Origin of the sequence: Rhizorhabdus dicambivorans, assembly GCF_002355275.1 — a bacterium.
Classification (GTDB): domain Bacteria; phylum Pseudomonadota; class Alphaproteobacteria; order Sphingomonadales; family Sphingomonadaceae; genus Rhizorhabdus; species Rhizorhabdus dicambivorans.
Map to the genome: position 1 here is coordinate 1,953,616 of NZ_CP023449.1, position 24,442 is coordinate 1,978,057.

The window sequence follows — 24,442 nt, forward strand, 5'->3', positions numbered from 1 at the left end:
CGTTTGGCAAACAAAATGCGCCTAGGGCAGCGCCGGAAAATCCCCGCGCCGATAGGGATGAACCATGGCCGCCAGCGCGGACGGGGCAAGCACCTCCACCGACGATCCCCAGCTGTAGAGATGCCACGCCATCTCCAGATGGCCGGATGCCTCGAAACGGACCACCAGCGATCCGTCGTCGAGGATTTCGCTCCTCTGTGACGGGTGGAACAGGAAGCGCTGCGCCCGGTCGGCGGCGGCCGGTGCGAACTTCCAGATCACCTCGCCATATTCGCGATCGTCGTGGAAGGAGCCGAAGGCGCGCTGGGCATAATCCGCCAGATTGAAATCCTCCGGATAGTCGAAGCTGCTCTCCAGAGGCTCGGCGCGGCTGATGTCCTCGACCCGGTAATGGCGCAGTCGCCCGTCGGTCCGCGCAAGATCGATGCCCACAAGATAGCGGCGTGCGCCGAGCAGCAGACCATAGGGTGCGATGGTGCGTGTGCTGGGGGCGGCCTCGGTTCGGGCACGATAGTCGACGGCGAGGTGGAACGGCCCTTTCAGCGCATGCGAGATCGCCTCGTCGATCTGGCTGTTGGCGCTGGGGCGGGGCCCCGGCCGCGCGGCATAGCCCATCGCTTCCAGCAACGCCTCCTCGTCCACCGCCAGCCGCGTACCCTTTTCGGGCGGAACCAGCGCGCGGACCTTCCGCGAAAGGGTGCGCAGCTGTCCCGCTTCCGATCCCATGCCGGCGCGCTCCAGCTCGGTGATTGCAGCTGCCATCGCCACCAGTTCGTCGGCGGAGGGCGAGAGCAGCGGCGCGATGGCCCGCGCGGGCAGGGTCCAGTAATGGCGGCCGTCGTCGGCGACATGGTGCTCGGTGGCGGGGAACGCCTCCTGCAGCGCCGCGATCATGCGCTGCGCCGTGCGCCGCACCCCTCCAAACTCGGCCTCCACGTCCGCCAGGCAGACACCGCGCCGGCCGGTGCTCATCATCGCCAGGCGGAGCAGGTCGACGGCTTTTCCGAAGGACATGGCGTTTCTCCCAGGTGACCGATTTTGTCGCCACCCGATGGCGGGCGCAAGCCGCCTCGTGCCGTCGATTCCCGGATTGCCCGCCGCCTCCGCCCGGCTTATTCAGGACCGGCGGACGGTGCTGCACCGTTGCAACAAGGAACAGAGGATGCGGGGCAGTCCGGGGGCGGAGGAGCCTGGTATGGATACGGTGACGGCCAAGGATGCCCCGAAGGTTGCAGAGCCCCGGCCTGCGGCGCGGCCGTCCGCCGGGCGATCGTCAGGTGACGACCGCAAATGGCCGCTGGCAACGCGGGTGGCCTTCATCGCCGGTTCGGCGGCGGCGCTCTGGGGCCTGATCTATCTCGGCTATCGGGCGCTGTAGCCTCCGTCAGTCGCGTGATTTGGCGGGCGCCCAGGTCTGGTAGGTCTGGCCGCGCCAGCTGTCGGTGAGCCCGACGAAGATCGCGCTGATCGACAGGAAGATCTCCCCGATCTGCCCGAACGGCCGGATATGCGCGCGCGCCAGCAGCAAGGTTGCCGCCGCCGCTGCCCATAGCGCCAGTGCCCAGCCCGCCTGTCCCGCCAGCAGCAGCGCGGCGGTGGCGCACAGCCCGCTCAGCGCCAGGATCGGCAGGCCCAGCCAGCGCAGCAGCTTGTGCGACACATATTTGTAGATGTCGGCCGCGCCATAGCTGCGCCATATCTGTGGCCAGAGATGGCGGTGGGTGTTGAAGGCGCGGCAGGCGATGCGGCGCTTGCGGCGGAATTCGTCGGCCGAGGCGGTGGCGTTCTTCTCATAGGCCACCACATCGGCGGCGTGGATCAGTCGGTAGCCGGCGAAGGTCGTGCTCATCGACACCGTCATGTCGTCGAGCAGGTGGGGCGGCACCTCGGGATAGAGGTGGCGGCGCGTCGCGAAGATCGAGCCATCGGCGCCCATGATTGAACCGCAGTGCGACTCCCGGCGCTTGATCCATTCCTCCAGCCGCCAATAGAGCCCGCTGACCTCGGCGGTCAGGCTGTCGGCATCGTTGATGTAGCGCAGCGTTCCGGCGACGCCGCCCACCTCCGGATCGCTGAAATAGTCGAGCAGCCGGTCCACCGCGACAGGGTCGAGCAGCACATTGGCATCGGTGAAGATGCAGATATCGGCATAGCTGGTGGCGACCATGCGGCGCATGCCCGTCGCCTTGCCGGTGCGTTCGGTCGAAGGCACGACGCGCAGCAGGTCGGGCCGCGCGCTCAGCATCTCCAGCGTCCGGTCGGCGCTCATGTCCGAATAGGCGACCACGTCGGTCGCGGGGTGGAGCGCCTTGATCTCGGCGACGTTCGCCAGCTTGGCGGGGAGGGCGCGCTCCTCATTATAGGCGGCGAAGAACAGCGAGGCGCTGTGCGGGCGCGGCCCGGCGCCCCTGCGGACCGGCCGCTCGCGGAACAGCAGCAGGCTCAGTGGATAGCTGATATAGGGGTGCAGGAAGAGCAGCAGCAGCACCGCCGACAGCAGGGCGAGGATGGTGATCATGGGCGGTGCCTCCTCATAGCGAGAATTTGATGCCGGCCAGCACGCGCTGGCCCGAGAAGCGGTCGCTGCGGATCGTCGCGCTGCGCTTCACCTGCTGGATCGAGAAATTCATCGAGGTGAGCCGGCTGAGCAGATAGCTGGCCCGCAATTCGGCCCGATATTCGATCGCCTTGCGCGGGATGCCGACATATTTGATCCGGTCATAGGCGCCCTCGGCGGTGACGATGACATTGGGCAATATCTCGCGGTCGACGCCGGCCTTCATCGTGGTGACGAGCTGCCCCTCGACCGTGGGCGCGCTCGACTCGCTCACCCGGCGCGCCGCTTCCAGCCGGAAGCTGGTGCGCGGGATCATGTTCCAGATCGCCCGGGCGTTGAGGCTCAGCCCCTTGGCATCGTTGAGGCGCGGATCCTTGAAACGCTGAACCAGCCAGCCGGCCCGCGCTTCCACCGAGACATGCTCGTTGGGCCGCCACAACATCCCGCTCTCGATCGTCCCGCCGCGCGAGCCACGGTTGATCCCGCCCGTCGAACGCTGATCGAACACGCGCTTGTTGAAGCTGCCCGCGACGATCGCCGACAATGATCCCGACAGCGCATAGCCGAGCCTGAGCGAGCCCTGATAGCGGGTGAAGTCGCGCTCGCCCTGGCGGGTGCGGCGACCGTTGAAATCGGTATAGCTGCGGTAGGTCCGCCGGTCGACGAGTGCACGCGCCTCGACCTGGACGAGGTTGTTGTCGCGCGCATAGGTCAGCGTGCCGCGCAACTGGTCGTAGAGCGCGGGGCTCCGCGCGTCGCCGGGGGCGTTGATCTCCTCGCGTGGCTCGACCAGCCGGTCATAGGAGCCGGCCCAGCCGAGATGGCTCGTCGCCGATATGTCGTAGCGGGCGATTGCCTTCGCGCCATATTCGGTGCGGCTTTCCTTGCTCAGCGAGGCATATTGGCTGCGCCTGGCATAGGCCTGTCCCGACAGCGCATGGCGTCCCCAGTCGCTCTTCACCAGCAGATCGGCGGTCGCGGTCGCGGCGATATCGGCTTTGCGGTCGGTCTCGCTCGCACGGACGTTGGTCGCGCCCACCGCGCCCAGTTCGATCGAGGGCAGCGCCACCCATGGCCCCATCCGGATGCCGAGCGGCTCCCATTCGGGACGCGGCTGGTCGGCGACGCTGATCACATCGGTGGTAAGCTGGGCGTGGGCGGGGGTGGCGACAAGGAGGCTGGCGGTTACCAGCATGGACGCCGCCCCGGCGGAGGCCGGGGCCGCAACCGGTCTGTGCGGCCAGGTCGAGGCAAGCGCCGCCAGCGGCCCCGGCCTCCGCCGGGGCGACGCTCTGCTCAGATTCTGGACCAGCCCGATCAATGCCGCCCGACCGAGCTATATTCGAAGCCTGCGCTGCGCATCTGTTCGGGCCGGTAGATGTTGCGCAGGTCGACGATGGTGGGGGATTTGAGGAGGCGCCTGACCCGGTCGAGGTCGAGGGCGCGAAACTCGTTCCATTCGGTGACGAGGACGAGGGCATCGGCGCCGTCCATGGCGGCATAGGCATCCTCGGCGAAGTCGACCTTGTCGAGGAGGGCTTCGGCCTGCCTGCGGCCTTCGGGATCGAAGGCGCTGATGCGGGCGCCATTGTCCTGGAGGACGCGGACGATGTCGATGGCGGGGCTGTCGCGCATGTCGTCGGTGTTGGGCTTGAAGGTGAGGCCGAGCAGGGCGATCTTCTTGTCCTGGACCGAGCCTCCGGCGGCGGCGATGACCCGGCGGCCCATCGATCGCTTGCGCTGCGCATTGACGTCGACCGTGGCCTTCACGATCTGCATCGGGCTCTCATAGTCCTCGGCGGTCTTGAGCAGGGCGGTGGTGTCCTTGGGGAAGCAGGAGCCGCCATAGCCGGGGCCGGCGTGGAGGAACTTGCTGCCGATGCGGTTGTCCATGCCGATGCCCCTGGCGACCGCTTGCACGTTGGCGCCGGTCTTCTCGCACAGGTCGGCGATCTCGTTGATGAAGGTGATCTTGACCGCCAGGAAGGCGTTGGCGGCATATTTGATCAGTTCGGACGTCTCGCAGTCGACGAACAGGATCGGCACCTCGCGTAGCGAGAGGGGCCGGTAGATGTCCTTGAGCACCTGCTGCGCGCTCTCGCTGGCGGTGCCGCAGACGACCCGGTCGGGGCGCATGAAATCCTCGATCGCCGAGCCCTCGCGCAGGAACTCGGGATTGGAGGCGACCTCGATGGCAAGGTCGGGCCGGGCCTTGGACACGATCGCTGCCACCTGCTTGGCGGTGCCGACCGGGACGGTCGACTTGGTGACCATGACGCATGGTTTGGTCAGCGCCTCGGCGGCCTGCTGGGCGGCGGCGAAGACATAGGAGAGATCGGCATGGCCGTCGCCACGCCGGCTGGGGGTGCCGACCGCGATGAACACCGCATCGGCATCCTTCACCCCCTCCTTGATGTCGTTGGTGAAGCTCAGCCGGCCCGAACGGCTGTTCCGCCGCACCAGATCGTCCAGACCCGGCTCGTAGATCGGGATCTCGCCGCTCTTCAGCTTCGCGATCGTCGCCTCGTTGATGTCGACGCAGGTCACGTCATGCCCGAACTCGGAGAAGCACGCCCCCGATACCAGACCGACATAACCCGTGCCGATGATCGCCAATCGCATAAGATTACCTCCACTGTGCTCCGCAGAGCAGACATAGTTTCAAGCGGTTACGGCCATTTCTCGCGATGGCATGGGAAAGGATCGGAGCTGCCGGCGGCTCAGCCACCACAGCGCCCCCAGATTGCAGGCCTGCGCGATCACCAGCGCGATGGCGGCGCCGAGCAGGCCCAGCAGCGGCCCGAGCAACATGAGCCCAGCGACCGCCAACACTGCGCTCAGGCAGCGCGAGAAGAGCAGGGTGCGTGCCTGTTCCTGTACGACCAGGAAGGTTTCAAATGGTTGGTTGATGCTGAGCAGCAGGCAATAGACGGCGAGCACCGCCATCTCGACGGGATGGTGATAGGCCGGGCCCAGCACCAGATGCTGATAGGGCGCGGCGAGGAACGCGGCGGCGAGCAGGAACGGGCCGTTGAGGGCGAGCAGCAGCCGGCGGGTCCGGTCGGCCGAGCGCTTGGCGCCGGGCGGGCCATCCTCGTGGAAGGCGGCGATGGCGCGCAGCTTGTCGGTCGAATCCACCGCGCTGATCAGGCTCACCGAGGGGGAGAGCAGGGTGCGCAGCGCGGTATAGCCCGCCGCCGCCATCGGCCCGGTGAAGATCGCCAGCAGCAGCGTATAGCCGTTGTTGTAGAGGATATAGGGGATATGGGCGAGGCTTTGCCACAAGGTGAACTCGCGCCGCCGCCCGATCAGCGTCGCGGCCCGCACGCCCAGCCCGTCGCGCGAGGGGCGGCAGAGCAGGAAGGCGATCAGCGCGGCGGCGAGCGCGGCGGCGCCCAGCACTGCCGAGGCGAGCATCGCCACCGGCAGCGCCAGCGCCACCAGCGCGACCCCGGCCAGCACCAGAGCGAAGCCGCTGCCCGAGCTGATCAGCACCGCGCCGGGCCGCTGGTGCTGGTAGAGCCAGCGCTTGGCGAATTCCTGGAGCAGCAGGCCGGGCGACTGGAATGCCGCGAACAGCGCGCATTTGGTGGCGAACAGCGACAGGCCCGACAGGCCCAGGCCCAGCGCGGCGAGGAACAGCAGCAGCCCCACCAGCAGCGAGACCCGCATCGCCAGCCAGGCCCAGGCGCTGCGCGGCACCGGATCGGACCGGTCCTTGGCGCTCAATATATAGGGCATGACGATCGCGGCGCGGTGGAAGCCGAAGATCACATAATGGATCGCCACCGCCACGCCGATCGCGGCGAAGTCCTCGCGCGGCAGGACGCGCGCGAAGGCCGCGAGCGCGAGGAAATTGGAGAGGCCGACCAGCGCCTGGTCGCCAATCGCCACCACCCGGTCGCGGCGCCGGGCGATCTGGTCGAATATCCGCCGCACCGGCCTGCCGCTCAGAAATAGCGCTTGGGGACGGTGATGATGTCGCCGGGGCGGACGACGAACTGGCTCCTGGCTTCGATCGGTACCCGCCGGTTCGTCGAATCGCCGTCGCGATGCAGGATCAGCTGGCGGCTGTTGGCGCGTACCGTATATCCGCCCGCGATCGCCACCGCGCTCTGCAGCGTCATATTCGCCTCGAACGGATAGCGCCCCGGCTTCGCGACCTCGCCCAATATGTAGAAGGGGCGGAACTGGACGACGTTCACTGCCACGCGCGCGTTGCGCACGAGGCCGCCGCCGGCCAGCCGCTGTTCCAGCAGCGCGCGGATCTGTTCGGTGGTCAGGCCCTGGACATCGACCTCGCCGGTCAGCGGGAAGGCGAGCTTGCCGTTGGGCAGCACCGTGAATTCGTTGGAGAGGTCGGTCTCCATATAGGTGTTGATCCGCAGCACGTCGCCGGGGCCGACCCGATAGACGCCGTCCGACGCCGGCAGCGCCGCCGCCGATTCGAGAGGGAGGCCGCCCGTTTCGGTGCAGGCGGCGAGCCAGCATAGGCTGGCGGCGAGAAGGGGGGTGAGAAGGTGCCGGGCTTTCACGGTTTCTCCCTTGCGCAGTAAGGCACGCAGGGGCGGAAACGCCGGATAGGGGCGTTGCTCCGCCCCGCTGCGATTATAGCAGCATCAATTCGGTATGCATCGGGGGGCCATCTCGGCGCGTCGCCGATTTCTACCGCATTGCAGCAAAAGCCTTCCGGAAAATCGGCGGCGCCCGTAGCGTTCTCGTCAACGGGGGTATTTTAAACCAGCAGCTGGAGCTGTGGATGGTGGAATGCCGCGTCGCTCATCTCAGTTCGCATCATCAGCCTGTCGACAACCGGATATTCCAACGGGAATGCCGGAGCCTGGCCGATGCGGGCTATCAGGTTCATTTCATTGTCCGGAATCCCGCCGACGAGATACGTGATGGGGTCCATATCATGGCGATCCCGGCGCCTCGCAACCGGCTCGAGCGGGTCACTGTCACGGCATGGCATGTGTTCCGCCGCGCGCTCGAATCGAAGGCGCGGATCGTCCACCTCCATGATCCCGAACTGATCCCCTGGGGCTTCCTGCTCCGCGCGATGGGGCGGACGGTGGTGTTCGACGTGCATGAGGACTTCGCCCACGCCGCCGGCGTGCGCAGCTGGATACCGAAGCCGCTGCGCGGGCTGGTCGCCCATGGCTGGTCGGGGCTCGCCTGGCTTGCGTCCAGGGCGTTCCACATCGTCATCGCCGAACGCTATTATGCGCGCAGCTTCCCGAAATCGGTGAAGGTGCTGAACTATCCGCATCTCGAACGCTCGGCCGCGCTCCGCTCGGTGCCGCGCTCGGCGGAGCCGCGCGATCGCATCCGGCTGATCTATGCCGGCAGCGTCACGATCAGCCGTGGCGCGGAGCTGCATGCCCGGCTCGCCACCCTGCTGCCGGGCTGCCTGATCCATTTCTGCGGCAACATGTCGCAGGCGACGGCGGACGCGATTCGCCGGGCGAGCGGCGATGCGACGATCGGGGTGATGGCCGAGGATGGCTCGATCGCGTGGGAGAAGCGCTCCGACCGGCCCGACGCCGAGGTCTCGACGATATTGCTCGAAGGGGTCGGCTATTACGTCACCGACCGGATGGTCGCGGCACTTCAGGAGCCATGGACCGCTGGCCTGTCCATCTTTCCCTACAGCGAGCATTATTATGAGAAGGAACTGACCAAGTTCTTCGAATATATGGCCGCCGGCCTGCCGTTGCTGGTTTCCGACTTCCCCAATTGGCGCGCGATCGTCGACGGCACCCAGTGCGGACTGGCGCTCGATCCCGAGCGGCTCGATATCGCCGCCGAACTGATCCGCCGCCTGCACGACAGCCCCGCCGAACGGATCGCCATGGGCGAGCGCGGCCGGGCGGCCGTGGAGAGCCGCTACAGCTGGACCAGCCAGCGCCAGAATCTCCTCGATTTCTACGGAAGCCTCGTCCGGCCGCCGGCGGCCCCGCCGATGCCGAACAACAACTCCTCTTCGGACCTGGAGGCGGAAAAGAGCCTATGATCGTCGATCTCGAACCGATGGAGGGCTCGCCCGCCGTGCGGCGCCGTTTCGCGCAGCCCGGCTACCTCTTCACCTTCGCGACCGAGCGGGCGCGGCTGATGGGCATCGTCGCGGGCGCCGTGCTGGCGCTCGTGCTGCTCTACCTGCTGCTGGCCACGCGCGAGTACAGCGCCCGCTCGATGGTGATCATCGATCCGCGCAAGCAGGAGACCACCAAGAGCGATCCGGTGCTGTCGGGGCTGGAGCCCGACGCCACCGTGGTGGAGACCGAACTGCAGATGCTCCAGTCGCGCTCGCTGGCGGAACAGGTCGGCAAGGATCTCGGCCTCGATCGGGACAGCTCGTTTGTCGAGCCACCCTCGGGCCTGCTCCATAGCCTCAAGTCGATGGTCCGGGGCGGGGAGGAGAATGATCCGAACCGGGCGATGACCGACAAGCTGCTTGGCGGGCTCAAGGTGGCGCGGGTCGGCACCAGCTATGCGATCTCGATCAACTGGAGCGGCGACGAGCCGGGTCTCGCCGCGCGCATCGCCAACCAATATGCCCAGCGCTACATCATCAATCAGGTCGACACCAAGGACAGCGCCACCGCGCAGGTCAACAGCAAGATCCGCGACCGGCTCGACGAGATACGCGAGCAGTTGACCGATGCCGAGGCGAAGGTGGTCGCCTTCCGGCAGAAGACCGGGCTGATCAGCGCCATGGATCCGGCCAACAGTTCAATCCAGATCAGCGGCCTCGGCCAGCAGATGGCGCTGGCCCGTGCCCAGGCCGCCGAGCAGGCGGCGCTGCTGGCCGCCGCCCAGCGTGCCAATGGCGCTGCTTCGCCCGCCGCGCAGGCGTCGCAGGTGATCCAGGCGCTGCGCGCCCAGCAGGGCGGGATCGAGGCGCGCGCCGCCGAACTCAACACGCGCTACGGGCCGCAGCACCCGCTGGTCCAGCAGGTCGCCGAACAGCAGCGCGACATCCAGGCGCTGATCGACGGCGAAGTGGCACGGGCCAACCGCGCAGCTCAGGACGCTGCCCGTGCCGCCGCCTCGGCGGCCGGCAGCCGGGCCGGGTCGAGCGCATCGAGTCTCGGTGCCGCGCAGGGCAGCTTCGCCGCGAACAACGTCGCCACCACCCGCCTTGCAGAGCTGGAGCGCGACGCCGCCGCGTTGACCGCGCTCTACCAGTCCTATCTCAGCCGCTACAAGGAAACCGGGGTAGAGGTGGGCATGCAGACGCCCGACGCCCGGATCATCAGCCGCGCCGTGCCTCCGTTCGATCCCTCGACACCCAATGTGCCACTCACCATCGCGCTGGGCCTGCTGCTCGCGCTGTTCGCCGCGATCGGCGCCGCGATCATCGCCGAACTGATGCTGTTCGTGAAACTCAAGCGCGACGAGGCCGCGCTTGTCGCCTGAACGGGTCGCACCAGCCGGTCCGGCGGCAGGCGGAGGCGGGGCTGCGCGGCCGTCCGCGCATCCGCGCGGCGGCGCGCTGCAGGGCGGGCTGTGGGGGCTATGGCTCGGCTGCGGGCCGCTGATCCTCTTCCTCGGCGCGCCTGCCCGCATCCCGATCTACCTCTACGGTCAGGTCGATACCCGGCTGGAGACGCCGCAGGCCAAGGCGCTGACCATCCTCGTCATCCTGCTCGGGCTGGTCCCCGCGCTGGCGACGCTGATCGGCTCGCGGATCAGGCCCGCCCAGGCACTGCCTTTCCTTGCCATCGCGACGATGATCCTGTTCGCGATCACGCTCAGCCTGGTCGGCACCCATGAACGCGCGGATATCGTCAAGCCGCTGCTCGGCCTCTACGTCTTCGGGCTGGTCGTCCTGCTCGCTTCGGCGGAAACCCGCGACGAAGCATTCCTGCATAATCTGCTGGTCGGCTATGCGGCGATGCATGCGTTGGCCGCCATCGTCGCGCTGATCGACGGCAATTTCCTCTATGGCCGCTTCATGGGCCGCCTTGGCCCCAATTATTGGGGATCGGTCTGCGCCTATGGCCTGCTTGCGGCGACCGCCGCACGGCATCGGTGGGTGTTCCTGCTGCTCGCCGCGATCGACATGGTCACGCTGCTCGCCTCGCAGAACCGTACCGCGATGCTGGCGCTGATCGTCGGCGGCACGCTGTTGATGATTCTGGCCTATATACGGTCTGGCATTGCCGGGCGGCTGTGGATGTGGCTGGCGGCGATGGCCGGCTCGGTCGCGCTGCTGTTCGCGATGCCGACCCTGCTCAGCAAGGTGTTCATGGTCGACGATCCCCGCCGCGGCCTCGATTCGGGCGGCACCGGCCGTGCGGAGGCCTGGAAGGAGGCGTGGGCGCTGGTCGAGCAGCACCCGTTGCTCGGCGTCGGCTATCGCCACCACGAACAATATATCACCGCCGCCTCCTCGGCCCACCAGGCCTATCTGGCGACCACCGCCGACATGGGCGTGCTCGGCCTGCTCGTCTTTCTGCTGTTCCTGTTCGCCGGCCTCGGCACGGCGATCTACAAGGCGGTGGTCCACCGTTCCAAGGCCTATGCCGCGCTAGCCGCGCTGCTGCTCGGCTATGCCGTTCAGGGCCTTGCCGAGCAGCGCGCGATCAACTTCGCCAACTCAATCTCGCTGATGATGATCATCGCCGTCGCCCTCGCGACCCGGCTGACCCTGCCGGCCTCACCGCCCCGTTTCCGGATGCCTGTCCATGCTTGATGTCGCCGAGCCCCGTTCCGAGGCGACCCGCCCGGCGCCAGCAGCACCCGAAAAGGTGAAGGCAGCCGCCTATCGGCCCGATATCGACGGCCTGCGCACCGTGGCGGTTCTGTCCGTCGTCGTCTTCCATCTCGGCACCAGCGTGCTGTCGGGCGGCTTCGTCGGGGTGGACGTCTTCTTCGTCATCTCGGGCTATCTGATCACCGGCACGCTGTTGCTGGCGCGCGGCGGCTATGCCCAGGGCCTGGCCGATTTCTACAAGCGGCGGATCAAGCGCATCTTCCCGGCATTGTTCGTCGTCTATGCGGCGGTGATGGCCTTCGCCTTCGCGACTTTGTTCGCGGACGAAACGCGCGGGATCGCGTTGACGACGGTTGCCTCGATCTTCTTCGTCTCGAACATCCTGTTCTTCTCGTCGAGCGGCTATTTCGACGGCGGGCTCGACAGCAATCCGCTGCTCCACACCTGGTCGCTCTCGGTGGAGGAGCAGTTCTACATCTTCTTCCCGCTGCTGCTGTTCTTCAGCCGCAGATGGGCGCCGCGCATGCGTATCGCGCTGGTCGCCGCCGTGGCGCTGGTCAGCTTCGTCGCCTCGGCCTGGCGGGTGCAGGAGGATATGAACGCCGCCTTCTACCTGGTCCAGTACCGCACATGGGAACTGGCGCTGGGATCGCTGCTCGCCATGGGTGCCTTTCCGGAAGCGCGATCGGCGCTGATCGCGCAGATCGAGACGCTGGTGGGGCTCGCGCTGATCGCGGCGGCGGTGGTCCTCTATGACAGGACCACGCCCTTTCCCGGGCCGGCGGCACTGCTGCCGTGCATCGGATCGGCGCTGGTCATCCATGGCGGCACCGCGCATCGAACGCTGGTGGGCAGCGTGCTCTCGACGCCGCCGGCGCGTTTCATCGGGCTGATCTCCTATTCGCTCTATCTGTGGCATTGGCCGATCATCGTCTTCTACCGTAGCTTTGATCACCGGCTGACGATGGTCGATCGCGGCTGGCTGCTGATCGCCAGCATCATCCTGGCGACGCTCAGCTGGTATCTGGTCGAACAGCCGTTCCGCGCCCGCGACAGGCTGCAGGGGTCGAAGCGGGTGATCCTCGGCGGGCTGGTGGCAATGGTGCTGGCCTCGGCGGCAGCGCTCGGCGCAGCGAAGATCAGCGCGACGTTCTGGCCGATCTCGCCGGCCGCACGGCAGGTGCTCTCCTATCTGGATTCGGACGGTCAGAGCGAAGGGATGCGGACCGGCACCTGCTTCCTCGCCTCGCAGGCGGCGTTCGACAGTTTCGATCGCAAGGCCTGCCTCGCGACCGTGCCGGGCAAGCGCAACATCCTGCTGATCGGTGACAGCCACGGTGCCCATTTCTATCATGGGCTCGCCGCCGCGCTGCCCGACTATCATATCCTCCAGGCGACGGCATCGGGGTGCAAGCCGTTGCTCACCAACCATGGCGAGAAGCGCTGCGTTGCGCTGATGCACTATATCTTCAACGAATTCGTGCCGGCCCATAAGCTCGACGGCGTCGTCATTTCGGCGCGCTGGCAGAAGGACGAGGCCGAGGCGGCGGTCGCGGCCGCCCGCGCGCTGCGGCGGTTCGTCCCGCATGTCGTCGTGTCCGGGCCGATCGTCGAATATGATGTGGCGCTGCCGCGCGTGCTGGCCCGCAACATCGATTATGGCGAGTCGATCGCCGGCCACCGCGTCGCCGAGATCCGGAAGGTCGATCGCAGCTTTGCCCAGGCCTTCGCCAAGGCGCGCTTGCCCTATGTCTCGCCCTATGGCGCGGCCTGCCATCCGGAATGCGATGTCTGGGCGCGCCCGGGCGTGCCGCTTCAGTTCGACTATGGCCATATGACGGCGGAGGGCTCGAAGCTGATCGTCGGCCGGCTGGGGCCCGCGATCCGAGCCGGGCTGGGCGGGCAGGAGCCGCGTTGACATGCGCGGCAGCCATCTTGCGCTGCTGATCGCCATTGTCGGCGGTTGCGCGGCCTTCGCGGCGGCGGATCGGATCGGCTATCGCGAGCGCCCGGCCGGTCTCCAGGATGACGCCTGGCTGGCCCGCCACGGCGCATTCGGCCCCGGCCGCGACGTCCGCATCACCGCGCCGCCCGGCGGCTGGGGACGCCCCCTGCGTGTCCAGGGCGGGCGCCATGTGCTGATCGACGGCCGCAACGAGCTGGTCGGGCGGATGGCGCTGCGCCAGCAGACCGGCTCGGTCACGATCTCCAACGCGCGTATCTTCATGACCGAGGAAGGCGATGCCATCGCCGTGGCGAGCCGCAACGGCCATGCGCCCGACGTCACCCTGAACAACATCGTCGTCGGCGGGGTGCGCGGCACGCGGGAGGGGGTTCATTCGGATATCTTCCAGGGGCAGGGGGATATCGGCCGGCTGACCATCAACGATCTGACCGGATCGAGCGGCTATCAGGGCATCTTCCTGAAGGGGACGCCGGGGCGTGCGGTCGGCAGCGTCCATCTCAACCGTGTCGTGCTCAGCCACAGCGGGGCGGCGCTCGGTTTCCTGCTCTGGTTCGGCGACGGAATCCGCAAGCCCGGCGACGTCGCTGCACCGCGCTTCCCGGTCTATCTGAACCAGGTCTATGTGATCCCGCGCCCGGGCGAGGACCTCAGCCGCTCCATCTACCCTAACAGGGGTATCACCGACGCCCGGGGCCGCGACATCGGCGCCTATTCGACGGACGGCGGACGCACCTGGCGCTGGCCCCCGGCGGCGAACATTCACGGCGTCGTGATCGCCGGGCCGCCGCCCCGCAGCTTCTACGAACGGCAGGGCCGCGATCGTCACGGCTGACGAGTATTCCAGCGCCCGGCCCATTATTGTTACGGCGAGACGTCCTGCTGGTCATTTCGGCTGCGACGGTGCGATTTTTATTTCAGGATCGTAATATCTATTCTTGCATTTTCTTCGGCTCATCGCATTTGATGAGTGCGCCACTGCACATTTAACTATTGCTTAACCGGATTGCCGGAAAAGCGCCCTCACCCAAACAGCTTCACGTCTTGAAAGCCGGGCCTGTCCCGGTGAACGGGGGATTTTTGTGTCCGATCTTGTTGTGAACCTTTCCGCCGGCGCCACCGAGGCCCAGATACAGGCCGCTTTGAACGGGCTTGCCGATGGCGGCACGCTCGTCCTCGCGGCGAACCAGACGATCTCGATCCGCAGCGGCCTCGTCATGGATGTTTCGGGCCGGTCGATCAGCTTCGATCTGAACGGGTCGACCCTGCAGCAGGCCGGCGATGTCAGCGTGCTCACCGTCAAGGGCCAGAACCCCACCGGCCAGTCGGCGACGCTCGGCCATGACGATGCGGGACAGCTGACTATCGCCACCGCCGGGGCGCCCAACGCCATCGCGGGCCAGTGGGTGAAGGTCTATTCGGACGATATTCTGCCTCATGATCAGGGCGATGCGACCCGGCTGGGCCAGGCGATGCAGGTCGTCTCGGTCTCGGGCAATACGCTTACCCTGAAGGGGGAACTGCTCAACGAAGCCAGCTATGCGACGAACGTGCGCGTAGCCGCCTATGTCGGCGGCACCCCCACTGTCCAGAACGGCACGATCCGTGGCGATCAGGGCCATGACGATTGGCTGAAGGACCTCGTCCAGGTCCGCTCGACCGTCCATGCCGATCTCAACCATCTCACCGTGCGCGACGGCAACTCGATGGGCATCAACATCGTCAACTCGGTCCACGCGAAGGTCAGCCAGACGGCGGTTATCAACCTGACCGACGATCCCGCCACCGGCCATAACGGCTATGGCGTCCACTCGGCATCGAGCACCGGCACCACCGTCGAGGGCCTCTATGCCGAGCGGGTCCGCCACGCGACCGACGACAATGCAGTGGGTACGGCGGCCGGCGGCACCGATCCCTCCCGCTATGGCGCCGATATCGGCCTGACGGTCAGCGACGTCGTCGCCTCCAACACCAGCGCGCCGGCCTTCTCCTGGCACAGCGAGGGCCGTGCCGGGCTGGTGACGGACTCGGTGGTGTTCGACAGCTATGGGGTGCTCGGCGCGCGCGGCGTCGGCAATGCGATGCGCGACGTCTCGGGCACGGGCAATGCGCGCGGCATCACCTTTTACGAATATGGCGATGGCGACGGCCGCGACATCAGCGTCGACAATGTCCACCTGTCCGGGCTCAGCGTCTATGGCTTCACCACCATCGGTGACGCCACCGATAACCGCATTACCGACAGCACGTTCGACGTGCTCAGTTCCAAGGTCTGGAACACCAGCGGCAGCAGTCTGCTCAACACGCTGGTCAATATCGTGACCGGGGTGAACCAGGTCAGCGGCGCGATGACGATCGGCACCGCCGCCGACGACCGGCTGCTCGGCACCGCGCTGGCGGACAGCATCTCGGGCGGCGACGGCAGCGATTATATCTGGGGCGGCGTCGGTGCCGACCTGCTCAATGGCGGCTCGGGTCGCGATCGCTTCGCCTATCTGTCGGTGGAGGAGGGCGGCGACACGGTGGTCGGCTTCACCGCCGGGGCCTATGGCGATGCGATCGATCTGTCGGTGATCGCGATCCGCAACGGCTGGACGGGCGACATCTTCGCGGGCGGCTATGTCGCGCTGGTCCAGTCGGGCGCGGACACGCTGGTTCGGGTCGATGCCGATGGTGGCGCCAACGGCTTCGTGACGCTCGCCACCCTGCGCGATGTCGATGCCGCCGATGCGCGTGCCACCATATCGACCGAGATCCGCGTGACGGGCGATCCGGTCGCCAGGCCGGTGGGCGACGTCAATCTGGTCCTGGCCCCGCCGGTCATCGCGCAGAAGCTCACCGGCACCGCCGGGGCGGATGCGCTGGTTGGAGGGGCCGGCAACGACACGCTGAGCGGCCTCGAGGGTGACGACACCCTGACCGGCGGTGCGGGGGCCGACACGCTCTACGGCGGGGCCGGCCGCAACAGCGCGGGCTATGCCGGCGCCGCGGCGTCGGTCACCGTCGATCTTGATGACGGCACCCACAATGGCGGCGAGGCGGCCGGGGATGTGTTCAGCGGCATCTCGGGCATCATCGGCAGCAATTTCGACGATGTGTTGCGCGGCAGCAGCGGCTCCAACGCGCTCAGTGGCGGGGCGGGCGACGACCTGATCGATGGCCGGTCGGGCGCGGACACGCTGTCCGGCGGTTCGGGCAACGACACCATCCTCGGCGGCACCGCAAATGACCGGCTCGATGGCGAGGCGGGCTCCGACCGGCTGGCGAGCGGCAGCGGCTATGACACGCTGACCGGCGGCGACGGTGTCGATGTCTTCGTCTTCGATCGCGCCGACAGCGGCTGGGACACGATCACCGATTTCCGGGGCGACCGGATCGAGCTGGTCGGCTTCGGCGTCACCAGCATGGCGCAGGTCAATTTCATTAGCGGCCCAGCCCCCACGGCGGTGGGGACGATGCCGACTCTGCTCTACAACAGCAATGACGGTAGCCTGCTGTGGGATGCGGACGGCGCGGGGAAGGGCGTGGCGGCGGTGAAGATCGGGATGCTGGGCGACCATCCGACCCTGACCGCCGGCGATTTCCTGTTCGGCTGATCGGTGGGGCGATCCATCAGAACTGGAAGTAGATGAACGGCCCGGTGCCGGACAGTGGCGTGAACAGGATAATCGACAGGACGGCCGCCAGCAGCGCGCCCATCTGCCAGAAACGGCCCGGATGTCGGAAGCCCGCCAGCGACCGGCGCCAGCGCGGGGCGAGCCGGTAGCCGATATGCCAGCCGGCGATGATCGCGATGACGATGATCGCCGGCACATAGGGCCAGCTCGCGGTGCCGTCGCCCAGTCCGGCGAGGCCCCGGAAATAGGTGGTCGTCGTCTCCCATTGCGGGGCGCGGAACGGAACCCAGACCAGCGTCACGAACAGGAAGGTGACGGCCCAGGCGAGCGGCGGCGGCATCCGCTTCTCGCGCGGCACATGGCGTGACCAGAGCCGGTTGACGATCAGCGCGCCGCCATGGAGCCCACCCCACAGCACGAAGCTCCAGCTCGCCCCGTGCCACAGCCCGCCGATCAGCATCGTCATGCCCAGATTGGCATAGGTGCGCACGGCTCCTTTCCGGTTGCCGCCCAGCGCGATGTAGAGATAGTCGCGCAGCCAGTTGGACAGGGTGATGTGCCAGCGGCGCCAGAACTCCTGGATGTCCAGCGATACATAGGGCATCCGGAAGTTGATCGGCAGCCGATAGCCCATGATCCGGGCAAGCCCGATCGCCATCATCGAATAGCCGAAGAAGTCGCAATAGATTTGCCCGGTATAGCTGAGCAGGCCGAGCCATAAGGTCGCGGTGTCATATTTGGCTGGATCGGCGAAGATCCAGTCGGCGGCGTAGGCAAGGTTGTCGGCCAGCACGAGCTTGGAGACCGCACCGACCAGGAAATATTGCGCCCCCAGCAGCATCATCGGCCGGTTCATCCGGAAGGGCCGGGCGAGCTGGGGCATGAACTCCGGCGCGCGGACGATCGGGCCGGCGATCAGCTGAGGGAAGAAGGCCTTGAAGAACAGGAAGATGACGAGGTCGCGAGTCGCCTTCTTTGTGCCGCGATAGATGTCGACGACATAGGAAATGCCCTGGAAGGTGAAGAAGCTGATCCCCAGCGGCAGGATGATGCCCAGCGCCCCGGTGGACTGGATGTTGAACAGCGTCTCGAAGCTGGAGACGAAGAAATCGGCATATTTGAAGAAGCCGAGCGCCAGCAGGTTCAGCGCCACGGCGATGATCATCGCGGCCTTGCGCCGCGACTGCGTCGGCGCGTCCTCTATCACCAGGCCCAGCGCCCAGTTCCACAGCGAACAGGCGACGAGCAGGCTCAGCAGCCGCCAGTCCCAGGCCGCATAGAACAGATAGCTGGCGGCGAGCACGATCCAGAAGCGCGCCCGGCTGTTGCGGACGATCGCCAGCAGCGCCAGCAGCGCGGCGAAGAAGAACAGGAAGTCGATCGAGGTGAACAGCATCAGCGCGGGCCCTCCAGCCCCTGCGCGGCCAATCCCCGCGTGATCGCGGCGGCGACGACCTCATGGCCCCAGGCATTGAGATGGCCTTCGCCGAGCCGCGAATTGCGGAATCCGGTAAGTGGCCGGCCGGTGCGCGCATAGGCGGCGGCCATCGCCGGGCCGGCATCGACGAAGGGCAGGCCGGCACGCCGGGCCGCCGCTTCGAACAGCCCCGCCTCGGCCTGCGAGCGCGGCTCCAGTTCCACCTTGCCATGCGCTTCGTAGCGATAGGCGGGAAGGGCGACGATCGCGATCCGCCGGCCCCGGTTCACCAGTTCGAGAATGTCGTCGAGCTGGGCCTCGATGGCCGCCCGGTCCAGCGCCTCCTCACCGCTGTTGCGGCCGGCGATGGTCGCCTTGCCGCCGCGGATCATCCAGCCGGTCCAGCTGTCGCCGGTGCGCAGCGCGGTCAACTCGCTGTTGGCGCGGCGGACAAGGAAGGTCGCCAGCGCCGAATGGCGCATGATCGGCTCGAGCCGTTCCTGCATCGCATCGCGGCCGGAGGGCGGCCGGGAAAGGCCGGTTGGGCGGCCGGCGGCGTCATGTTCGATCGTCACCCCGGCGTCGCGCAGGTCGAAGGCGTCGCCGCGCGAGACCATCAGCACGATCAGGTCCGGCTTCACCGCCGGTTCCAGCCGGTCGATCATCGCCGGCCAGTCCTGCGGGCCCAGCGCGTCGCGGCCGGCGTTCACCGTTTCCAGCCGAGGCAGCCGCCGCCCGACTTGCGACACGAAATTGGCGTCGGACGGAACCTGCGCGGCGAAGGTCATCGAATCCCCGATGAACAGGGCCCGCATCCGGCCCGGCACCTTGGGGCCCGGCTCCGGCGCATTAAGCCCGAGGCTGTTGAGCCGGAGGCGCTGGAAGCCCTCGCGCGCCTGAAAATAATCGCCGGGACTGTTCACATAGCCGAGCGCCGGGTCGAAGATCTGCGTGGAGGGCGAGCTGAGCAGCGCGCGGGCGAAGAGTTCGCCGCCCACGATGGCCACGATCAGCCAGATCGCCATCGATCCGATGACCTTGCGGATGCTCGTCTCCCTGAAAATCCATGGAACCGGCGCCTGCCGGTTGGGCGGTGGCCGGCCGGGCGGTTTCAGTAGCTGCCGCGCGCCAGGAACACGGCCGGGACGGTCATCGCCAGGATGCGCAGGTCGAGCACCACCGACTTGTTCCGGGCATAGCTGACGTCGAGCGCGACGCGGCGGCGGTAGGAGACGTTGTTGCGCCCACTGACCTGCCACAGCCCGGTGATGCCCGGCTTCACCCGGCTATATTCGGCGAAATAGCGCCCATAGCGCTCGATCTCGCCCTCGACGATCGGCCGGGGGCCGACGATGCTCATCTCGCCGCGCAGGACGTTCAGCAGCTGCGGCAGTTCGTCTATGCTGCTTCTGCGCAGGAAATTGCCGATCGGCGTGATCCGGGGATCGGAGCGGAGCTTGTAGTCGCGCGCCCATTCCGCGCGTGCCTCCGGATCGGTGGCGAGCAGGTGCTTAAGCCGCGCCTCGGCGTCCGTCACCATCGAGCGGAACTTGAGGCAGGGGAACATCCTGCCGTCCTTGCCCATCCGCCGATGCGCGAAGAAGATCGGCCCCGGATCGACCGCATAGACCAGACAGGCCACTACGATCATCAGCGGCGCCAGGAAGATCAGCGCGCAGGAAGCAACGCCGATGTCCAATATCCTGACGGCCAGGAGATCGAGCTGCGATGTCTGTCGTGCCGCACTCTCTTGAAACCCCATGAAGCGACCTCTTTGGGTTGCCCCCGATCCGACGGATGACGCGTACATGATAAACCTCGTTCTGCTGCAACGCGGCGAAGTCTGATCCTGAACTGCCAGTTGCCCTTTCATCGTTCAACGGCTTGGCGACCAGTGGAGCGATAGTTGAGGCTGGCCGATCGAAAGTCGCCATCGGCGGCATATTTGCCGGATTTACGCCGTTTTATGGAGGCCCCTAACGTTTATTGGGTCCATTGGTTGCGGGTGCGGCGAAACGCGTCGGGCAATATTAATGCTGGCTGAATGGCGATCGCAAGCGCCGGGAAACACAGCGTAATTTCATTTCGCATGTGCGAGATAATTTGCGTCGGCCCCGACTGAACGGCAGATTAACATAGGTTGCGAACGCACCGGCGGGGGCCGGTCGTTACGGGGCGGCGCGGGCACGGGCTGGTCCTGGCGGCTCCCGTCCGGCTTTCGGGCAACGGTGCCGTGATCGCGGTGAGCGGTTGCTGGCGTTTCAGGCCGGGAGGACTACCGCCCCCTCCCGCGCCTTCCCCATGGCAGTGGCACGGGTCGCTTCGCCGATCAGCAGCAGGGTGGGGTCGTCGTCGCTGATCGCCTGCGTCAGGAAAGAAAGGGCCGAAAGCCGGCCCCGGATCAGCCGTTCGCCGGGCAGTGAGACGTTGACGGCGATCAGCACTGGCGTGTCGGCCGCCCGGCCGGCCGCAATCAGCTTGCGGGCGATCTCAGGCGCGGCGGCGCGGCCCATATAGACCGCCAATGTGCTGTCGGATGTGGCGAGCGCCGCCCAGTCGAGGTCGATCGCCTCGCCCGCGCGGGCGTGCGCAGTGACGAAGGTCAGCCGCCGGGCGAGCCCGCGAAGGGTCAGCGAGGCGAGCCCGCTCGCCGCCGCCGCGCTGGCGGCCGTGATGCCGGGGCAGATATGGACCGCAATGCCCTGCGCTGCGAGATGGTCGAGCTCCTCGGTCGAACGGCCGAAGATTGACGGGTCGCCGCCCTTGAGGCGGACCACCCGCTTGCCGCCCAGCGCGGCGGCAAGCAGCAGGTCGTTGATCGTATCCTGCGCCTTCGAATGGCGTCCCGATCGCTTGCCGACGCTGACCAGTTCGGTGCCCGGCGCGGCGAGGTCGAGGATTCCCGGGCCGACCAGCGCGTCGTGGAAGATGATCTCGGCGGCGGCGATCAGCTTCTCGGCCTTGCGCGTCAGCAGGTCGGGGTCGCCGGGCCCGGCGCCGACCAGCCAGACGCTGCCCGGGGCGATCATCTCATTCGGCTGCATGGACCTTCTCCGCGGTTGCGAGGGTGTCGGCGAGGATACGGGCGAGGGCGGGGCGGCAGGATCCACAATTGGTGCCGGCGCGGATCGCCTTGCCGATCGCGGTGACGTCGGCCAGTTCCTCCGCGACGATCGCGCTGACGATGGTGCGCAGGCCGATGTCGAAGCAGACGCAGACCACAGGCCCGCGATCGGGCATCGCCCCGGGCGCGCGGCCGGCAAGCAGGGTCGGCGCCACCTCGGGCGCTTCCAGCTGGGCGATCAGCCAGTCGCGGCCCGGCAGCTCGCCTGTGCGGGTGACGAACAGCACCGCCGCAAGCCTGTCTCCAGCCACCACCGCGATCCGGCGGGTGCCCTTGGCCGGGTCGGCCGCCTCCATCCGCGTGCCGGCCGGCAGCCAGCCGTCGATCGCCTTGTCGTCCTCGGCACCGGCCAGCTCGTAGAGCGTACCGCCATTGACCGTGATCCGCGTCGCCCACAAGGCGGGCGGCAGGCTCGCCGTGCCGGCATCGCCGCGCAAGATCAGGAAGGCGCGCCATTCGATCGCGACCTTCTCCACCTTCGCGGGCGTGGACTTGAACCCTGGCTGGCCCGAATGCGGATCGGTCAGCGGGCGCGGCAGCAGGCCGGTGCGGCCGCCGGTGGATTGGCGATCGGTCCAGTGGATCGGGGTGAATATCTCGCCGGGCCGTTGGCCCTCGCTGATACCGACGCGGAACAGGCTCTGGCCCTGCGGGGTCGCGACCCGGGCGATGTCGCCGTCTTCGAGGCCGAACCGTCCTGCATCGCCGGGATGGATCTCGACCAGCGGTTCCTCGCGGTGGCGGGCGAGCTTGGGCGACAGGCCGGTGCGGGTCATGGTGTGCCATTGGTCGCGGTAGCGGCCGGTGTTGAGCGTCAGTGGCCAGTCTTTCAGCGGATCGGCCAGCGCAGCCTGCACGGTGGAGACCAGCCGGGCCTTGCCGTCGGGGGTCGGGAAGCGGCCATCGGCGAAGGATCGTTCGCCCCACCGCACCGGTTCCATTGCGTCATAGGCGGGATTGCCGATCGCCGCATGGTCGCGCAGGTCGAGCATCCGCGCACCCTTGTTGTCATAGGCGGTCAGCCGGGCATGTTCGCGATAGATGTCGGCCGGGCCGCCATAAGCGAAGGCGCTCGCCCAGCCCATCCGCGCGGCGACCTCCTTGATGATCCACCAGTCCGGCTTCACCTCGCCGGGCAGCGGCAGCGCCTGGCGCTGGCGGCTGATCCGCCGCTCGCTGTTGGTGACGGTGCCGTCCTTCTCGGCCCAGGCGGCGGCGGGCAGGCGGACATGGGCGAAGCGGCCGGTGTCGGTGTCCGCCATCACGTCGGAGACGACGACGAAGGGGCAGGCGGCCAGCGCGTCGCGCACCCGGTTGGCATCGGGCATCGAGACGGCGGGGTTGGTCGCCATCACCCAGATCGCCTTGATCCGGCCTTCTTCGACCGCGCGGAACATGTCGACCGCCTTCAGGCCCGGCTTGGTCGCCATGCGCGGGGCGGACCAGAAGCGGCCGACCCGGGCGACGTTCTCGGGCGCGAAATCCATATGCGCGGCCAGGGTGGATGCGAGCCCGCCCACCTCGCGCCCGCCCATCGCATTGGGCTGGCCGGTGATGGAGAAGGGTGCCGATCCAGGCTTGCCGATCCGGTTGGTGGCAAGGTGGACGTTGATGACCGCGTTGACTTGGTCGGTGCCGCGCAGCGCCTGGTTGATCCCTTGGCTGAACAGCGTGACGGTGCGCGGGTGCGCCGCGAACAGTTCGTAGAAGCGCAGCAGCTGCTCGGGCGCGACGTCGCAGCTGCGGGCGGTGCTCCACAGGTCGCTGCCCTGGCCGATCATGTCCCAGAAGCCCTGCGGGATCGACACGTTCGCGGCGAGATACTCCTCATCGACGAGGCCCGCGCGCAGGCAATGGGCGAGCAGCCCGTTCATCAGCGCGACGTCGCTGCCAGGGCGGATGGCGAGATGCAGGTCGGCATCCTCGCAGGTCTCGGTGCGGCGCGGATCGATCACCACCAGCTTGGCGCCGCGCTTTTCGCGGGTCGCCTGGATGCGCTGGTAGACGATCGGGTGGCACCAGGCGGTGTTCGATCCGACCAGCACGAACAGGTCAGCTTCGTCGAGATCGTCATAGCTGGCCGAGACGACATCCTCTCCAAAGGCGCGGATGTGGCCGGCCACGGCGCTCGACATGCAGAGCCGCGAATTGGTGTCGATGTTGCTGGTGCCGATGAAGCCCTTCATCAGCTTGTTGGCGACATAATAGTCTTCGGTGAGCAGCTGGCCGGAGACATAGAAGGCGACGCTCTCCGGCCCGTGCCGCGCGATCGTGTCGTTGAACCGCTTGACGACGAGGTCGAGCGCCTTGTCCCAGCTCGCCCGCTTCTCGCCGATCATCGGGTGGAGCAGCCGTCCGCCGAGGCCCACCGTCTCGCCCAGATGAGTACCCTTCGAGCAGAGCTTGCCGCGATTGGCGGGATGCTCGGGATCGCCTTCGATGCGCAGCTGGCGATCGCCGGCCGGCGTGGCCCGGACGCCGCAGCCGACACCGCAATAGGGACAGGTGGTGCGGATGGCGTCGCTCATCTGATGAGCGCGCTCGCCGCATGGGCACCGTCATCCCGGACTTGATCCGGAATCCCGCTTTTTTTGGCGGCGCCGGAGGAAGAAGCGGGACCCCAGGCCAAGCCCGGGGTGACGACACCAAGGGCCGGGGCCGTCATGCCGCCGCCTTCTCCGTGCAGGCGCCTTCGCCCTCGGCCGCCAGTGCCGCCAGCATCGCCATGCGCGAGATCAGGATGCGGCCCGCGTCGATCCGCACCGGGATGGTAGGCACGCAGCCCTCGTCCTCGCCCAGCGCCTCGCCGCTCACCAGCGAGATGCGCCAGTTGTGCAGCGGGCAGGTCACCGCCTCGCCATGGACGATGCCCTGGCTCAGATGCCCCTGCTTGTGGGGGCAGCGGTTGACCAGCGCATAGAGCTTGTTGCCCGCCGTGCGGAATATCGCAATCTCGTCGCTGCCCGCGGTCTTGATGGTACGGGCACCGCGCAGCGGAATCTCCACCAGCGCGCCGACGTCGAGCCAATCTCCGGTCACCATGTC

At 67.4% G+C, this 24,442-nt stretch carries 20 protein-coding genes; 7 read left to right on the top strand and 13 right to left on the bottom strand.

Annotated elements, in window-relative coordinates; all coding sequences use genetic code 11:
- Positions 1-21 precede the first annotated feature (21 nt).
- Positions 22-1,014 (bottom strand): helix-turn-helix transcriptional regulator, encoded by a 993-nt coding sequence (locus CMV14_RS09425; RefSeq protein WP_066964511.1) that lies wholly within the window; start codon positions 1,012-1,014, stop codon positions 22-24.
- Positions 1,015-1,195: 181 nt separating this feature from the next.
- Here CMV14_RS09425 and CMV14_RS09430 point away from each other — a divergent pair, with 181 nt between their 5' ends.
- Positions 1,196-1,378: a hypothetical protein gene (locus CMV14_RS09430; RefSeq protein ID WP_066964515.1), complete on the top strand. Its 183-nt coding sequence runs from the start codon at positions 1,196-1,198 to the stop codon at positions 1,376-1,378.
- A 6-nt stretch (positions 1,379-1,384) separates the two neighbouring features.
- Here the strand turns inward: CMV14_RS09430 and CMV14_RS09435 are convergent, their stop codons facing one another.
- The 6 genes from CMV14_RS09435 to CMV14_RS27490 form a co-directional block, all read right to left on the bottom strand.
- Positions 1,385-2,518, bottom strand: a complete 1,134-nt coding sequence (locus CMV14_RS09435; RefSeq protein WP_066964516.1) for a glycosyltransferase — start codon at positions 2,516-2,518, stop codon at positions 1,385-1,387.
- A gap of 13 nt (positions 2,519-2,531) precedes the next feature.
- On the bottom strand, positions 2,532-3,752 hold the full coding sequence (locus tag CMV14_RS09440; protein ID WP_066964517.1) for an outer membrane beta-barrel protein: 1,221 nt from the start codon (positions 3,750-3,752) through the stop codon (positions 2,532-2,534).
- 122 nt (positions 3,753-3,874) lie between these two features.
- Positions 3,875-5,179, bottom strand: a complete 1,305-nt coding sequence (locus CMV14_RS09445) for a UDP-glucose dehydrogenase family protein (protein ID WP_096367707.1) — start codon at positions 5,177-5,179, stop codon at positions 3,875-3,877.
- 39 nt (positions 5,180-5,218) lie between these two features.
- A complete protein-coding gene (locus tag CMV14_RS09450; protein WP_066967017.1) occupies positions 5,219-6,496 on the bottom strand; it encodes a lipopolysaccharide biosynthesis protein in 1,278 nt (425 codons plus the stop codon).
- A gap of 11 nt (positions 6,497-6,507) precedes the next feature.
- Positions 6,508-7,092 (bottom strand): polysaccharide biosynthesis/export family protein, encoded by a 585-nt coding sequence (locus CMV14_RS09455; protein WP_066967019.1) that lies wholly within the window; start codon positions 7,090-7,092, stop codon positions 6,508-6,510.
- A gap of 200 nt (positions 7,093-7,292) precedes the next feature.
- Positions 7,293-7,469 (bottom strand): hypothetical protein, encoded by a 177-nt coding sequence (locus CMV14_RS27490; protein WP_331251146.1) that lies wholly within the window; start codon positions 7,467-7,469, stop codon positions 7,293-7,295.
- Here CMV14_RS27490 and CMV14_RS09460 point away from each other — a divergent pair.
- From CMV14_RS09460 to CMV14_RS09485, 6 genes are all read left to right on the top strand, one after another.
- On the top strand, positions 7,428-8,570 hold the full coding sequence (locus tag CMV14_RS09460; protein WP_331251143.1) for a glycosyltransferase family protein: 1,143 nt from the start codon (positions 7,428-7,430) through the stop codon (positions 8,568-8,570). The genes CMV14_RS27490 and CMV14_RS09460 overlap by 42 nt on opposite strands.
- On the top strand, positions 8,567-9,976 hold the full coding sequence (locus tag CMV14_RS09465) for a GumC family protein (protein WP_066967025.1): 1,410 nt from the start codon (positions 8,567-8,569) through the stop codon (positions 9,974-9,976). Before CMV14_RS09460 ends, CMV14_RS09465 begins: the two co-directional genes overlap by 4 nt.
- Positions 9,966-11,255, top strand: coding sequence for an O-antigen ligase family protein (locus CMV14_RS09470; RefSeq protein ID WP_066967028.1), 1,290 nt, complete (start codon positions 9,966-9,968; stop codon positions 11,253-11,255). The genes CMV14_RS09465 and CMV14_RS09470 overlap by 11 nt, the downstream gene beginning before the upstream one ends.
- Positions 11,248-13,194, top strand: a complete 1,947-nt coding sequence (locus CMV14_RS09475) for an acyltransferase family protein (protein WP_083216016.1) — start codon at positions 11,248-11,250, stop codon at positions 13,192-13,194. The genes CMV14_RS09470 and CMV14_RS09475 overlap by 8 nt, the downstream gene beginning before the upstream one ends.
- Before the next feature lies 1 nt (position 13,195).
- A complete protein-coding gene (locus tag CMV14_RS09480; RefSeq protein ID WP_066967030.1) occupies positions 13,196-14,074 on the top strand; it encodes a hypothetical protein in 879 nt (292 codons plus the stop codon).
- A gap of 247 nt (positions 14,075-14,321) precedes the next feature.
- A complete protein-coding gene (locus CMV14_RS09485; RefSeq protein WP_139114752.1) occupies positions 14,322-16,835 on the top strand; it encodes a calcium-binding protein in 2,514 nt (837 codons plus the stop codon).
- A 16-nt stretch (positions 16,836-16,851) separates the two neighbouring features.
- Here the strand turns inward: CMV14_RS09485 and CMV14_RS09490 are convergent, their stop codons facing one another.
- From CMV14_RS09490 to nirD, 6 genes are all read right to left on the bottom strand, one after another.
- Positions 16,852-18,252: an MBOAT family O-acyltransferase gene (locus CMV14_RS09490; RefSeq protein WP_066967037.1), complete on the bottom strand. Its 1,401-nt coding sequence runs from the start codon at positions 18,250-18,252 to the stop codon at positions 16,852-16,854.
- Complete coding sequence (locus CMV14_RS09495) at positions 18,252-19,298, bottom strand: SGNH/GDSL hydrolase family protein (RefSeq protein WP_066967041.1); 1,047 nt, start codon at positions 19,296-19,298, stop codon at positions 18,252-18,254. Before CMV14_RS09495 ends, CMV14_RS09490 begins: the two co-directional genes overlap by 1 nt.
- 86 nt (positions 19,299-19,384) lie before the next feature.
- Positions 19,385-20,035 (bottom strand): sugar transferase, encoded by a 651-nt coding sequence (locus tag CMV14_RS09500; RefSeq protein ID WP_066967045.1) that lies wholly within the window; start codon positions 20,033-20,035, stop codon positions 19,385-19,387.
- A 499-nt stretch (positions 20,036-20,534) separates the two neighbouring features.
- On the bottom strand, positions 20,535-21,317 hold the full coding sequence (gene cobA / locus CMV14_RS09505) for a uroporphyrinogen-III C-methyltransferase (RefSeq protein ID WP_066967048.1): 783 nt from the start codon (positions 21,315-21,317) through the stop codon (positions 20,535-20,537).
- A complete protein-coding gene (locus tag CMV14_RS09510) occupies positions 21,304-23,925 on the bottom strand; it encodes a nitrate reductase (RefSeq protein ID WP_066967052.1) in 2,622 nt (873 codons plus the stop codon). Before CMV14_RS09510 ends, cobA begins: the two co-directional genes overlap by 14 nt.
- A 133-nt stretch (positions 23,926-24,058) precedes the next feature.
- A complete protein-coding gene (gene nirD / locus CMV14_RS09515) occupies positions 24,059-24,439 on the bottom strand; it encodes a nitrite reductase small subunit NirD (RefSeq protein ID WP_066967055.1) in 381 nt (126 codons plus the stop codon).
- Positions 24,440-24,442 lie beyond the last annotated feature (3 nt).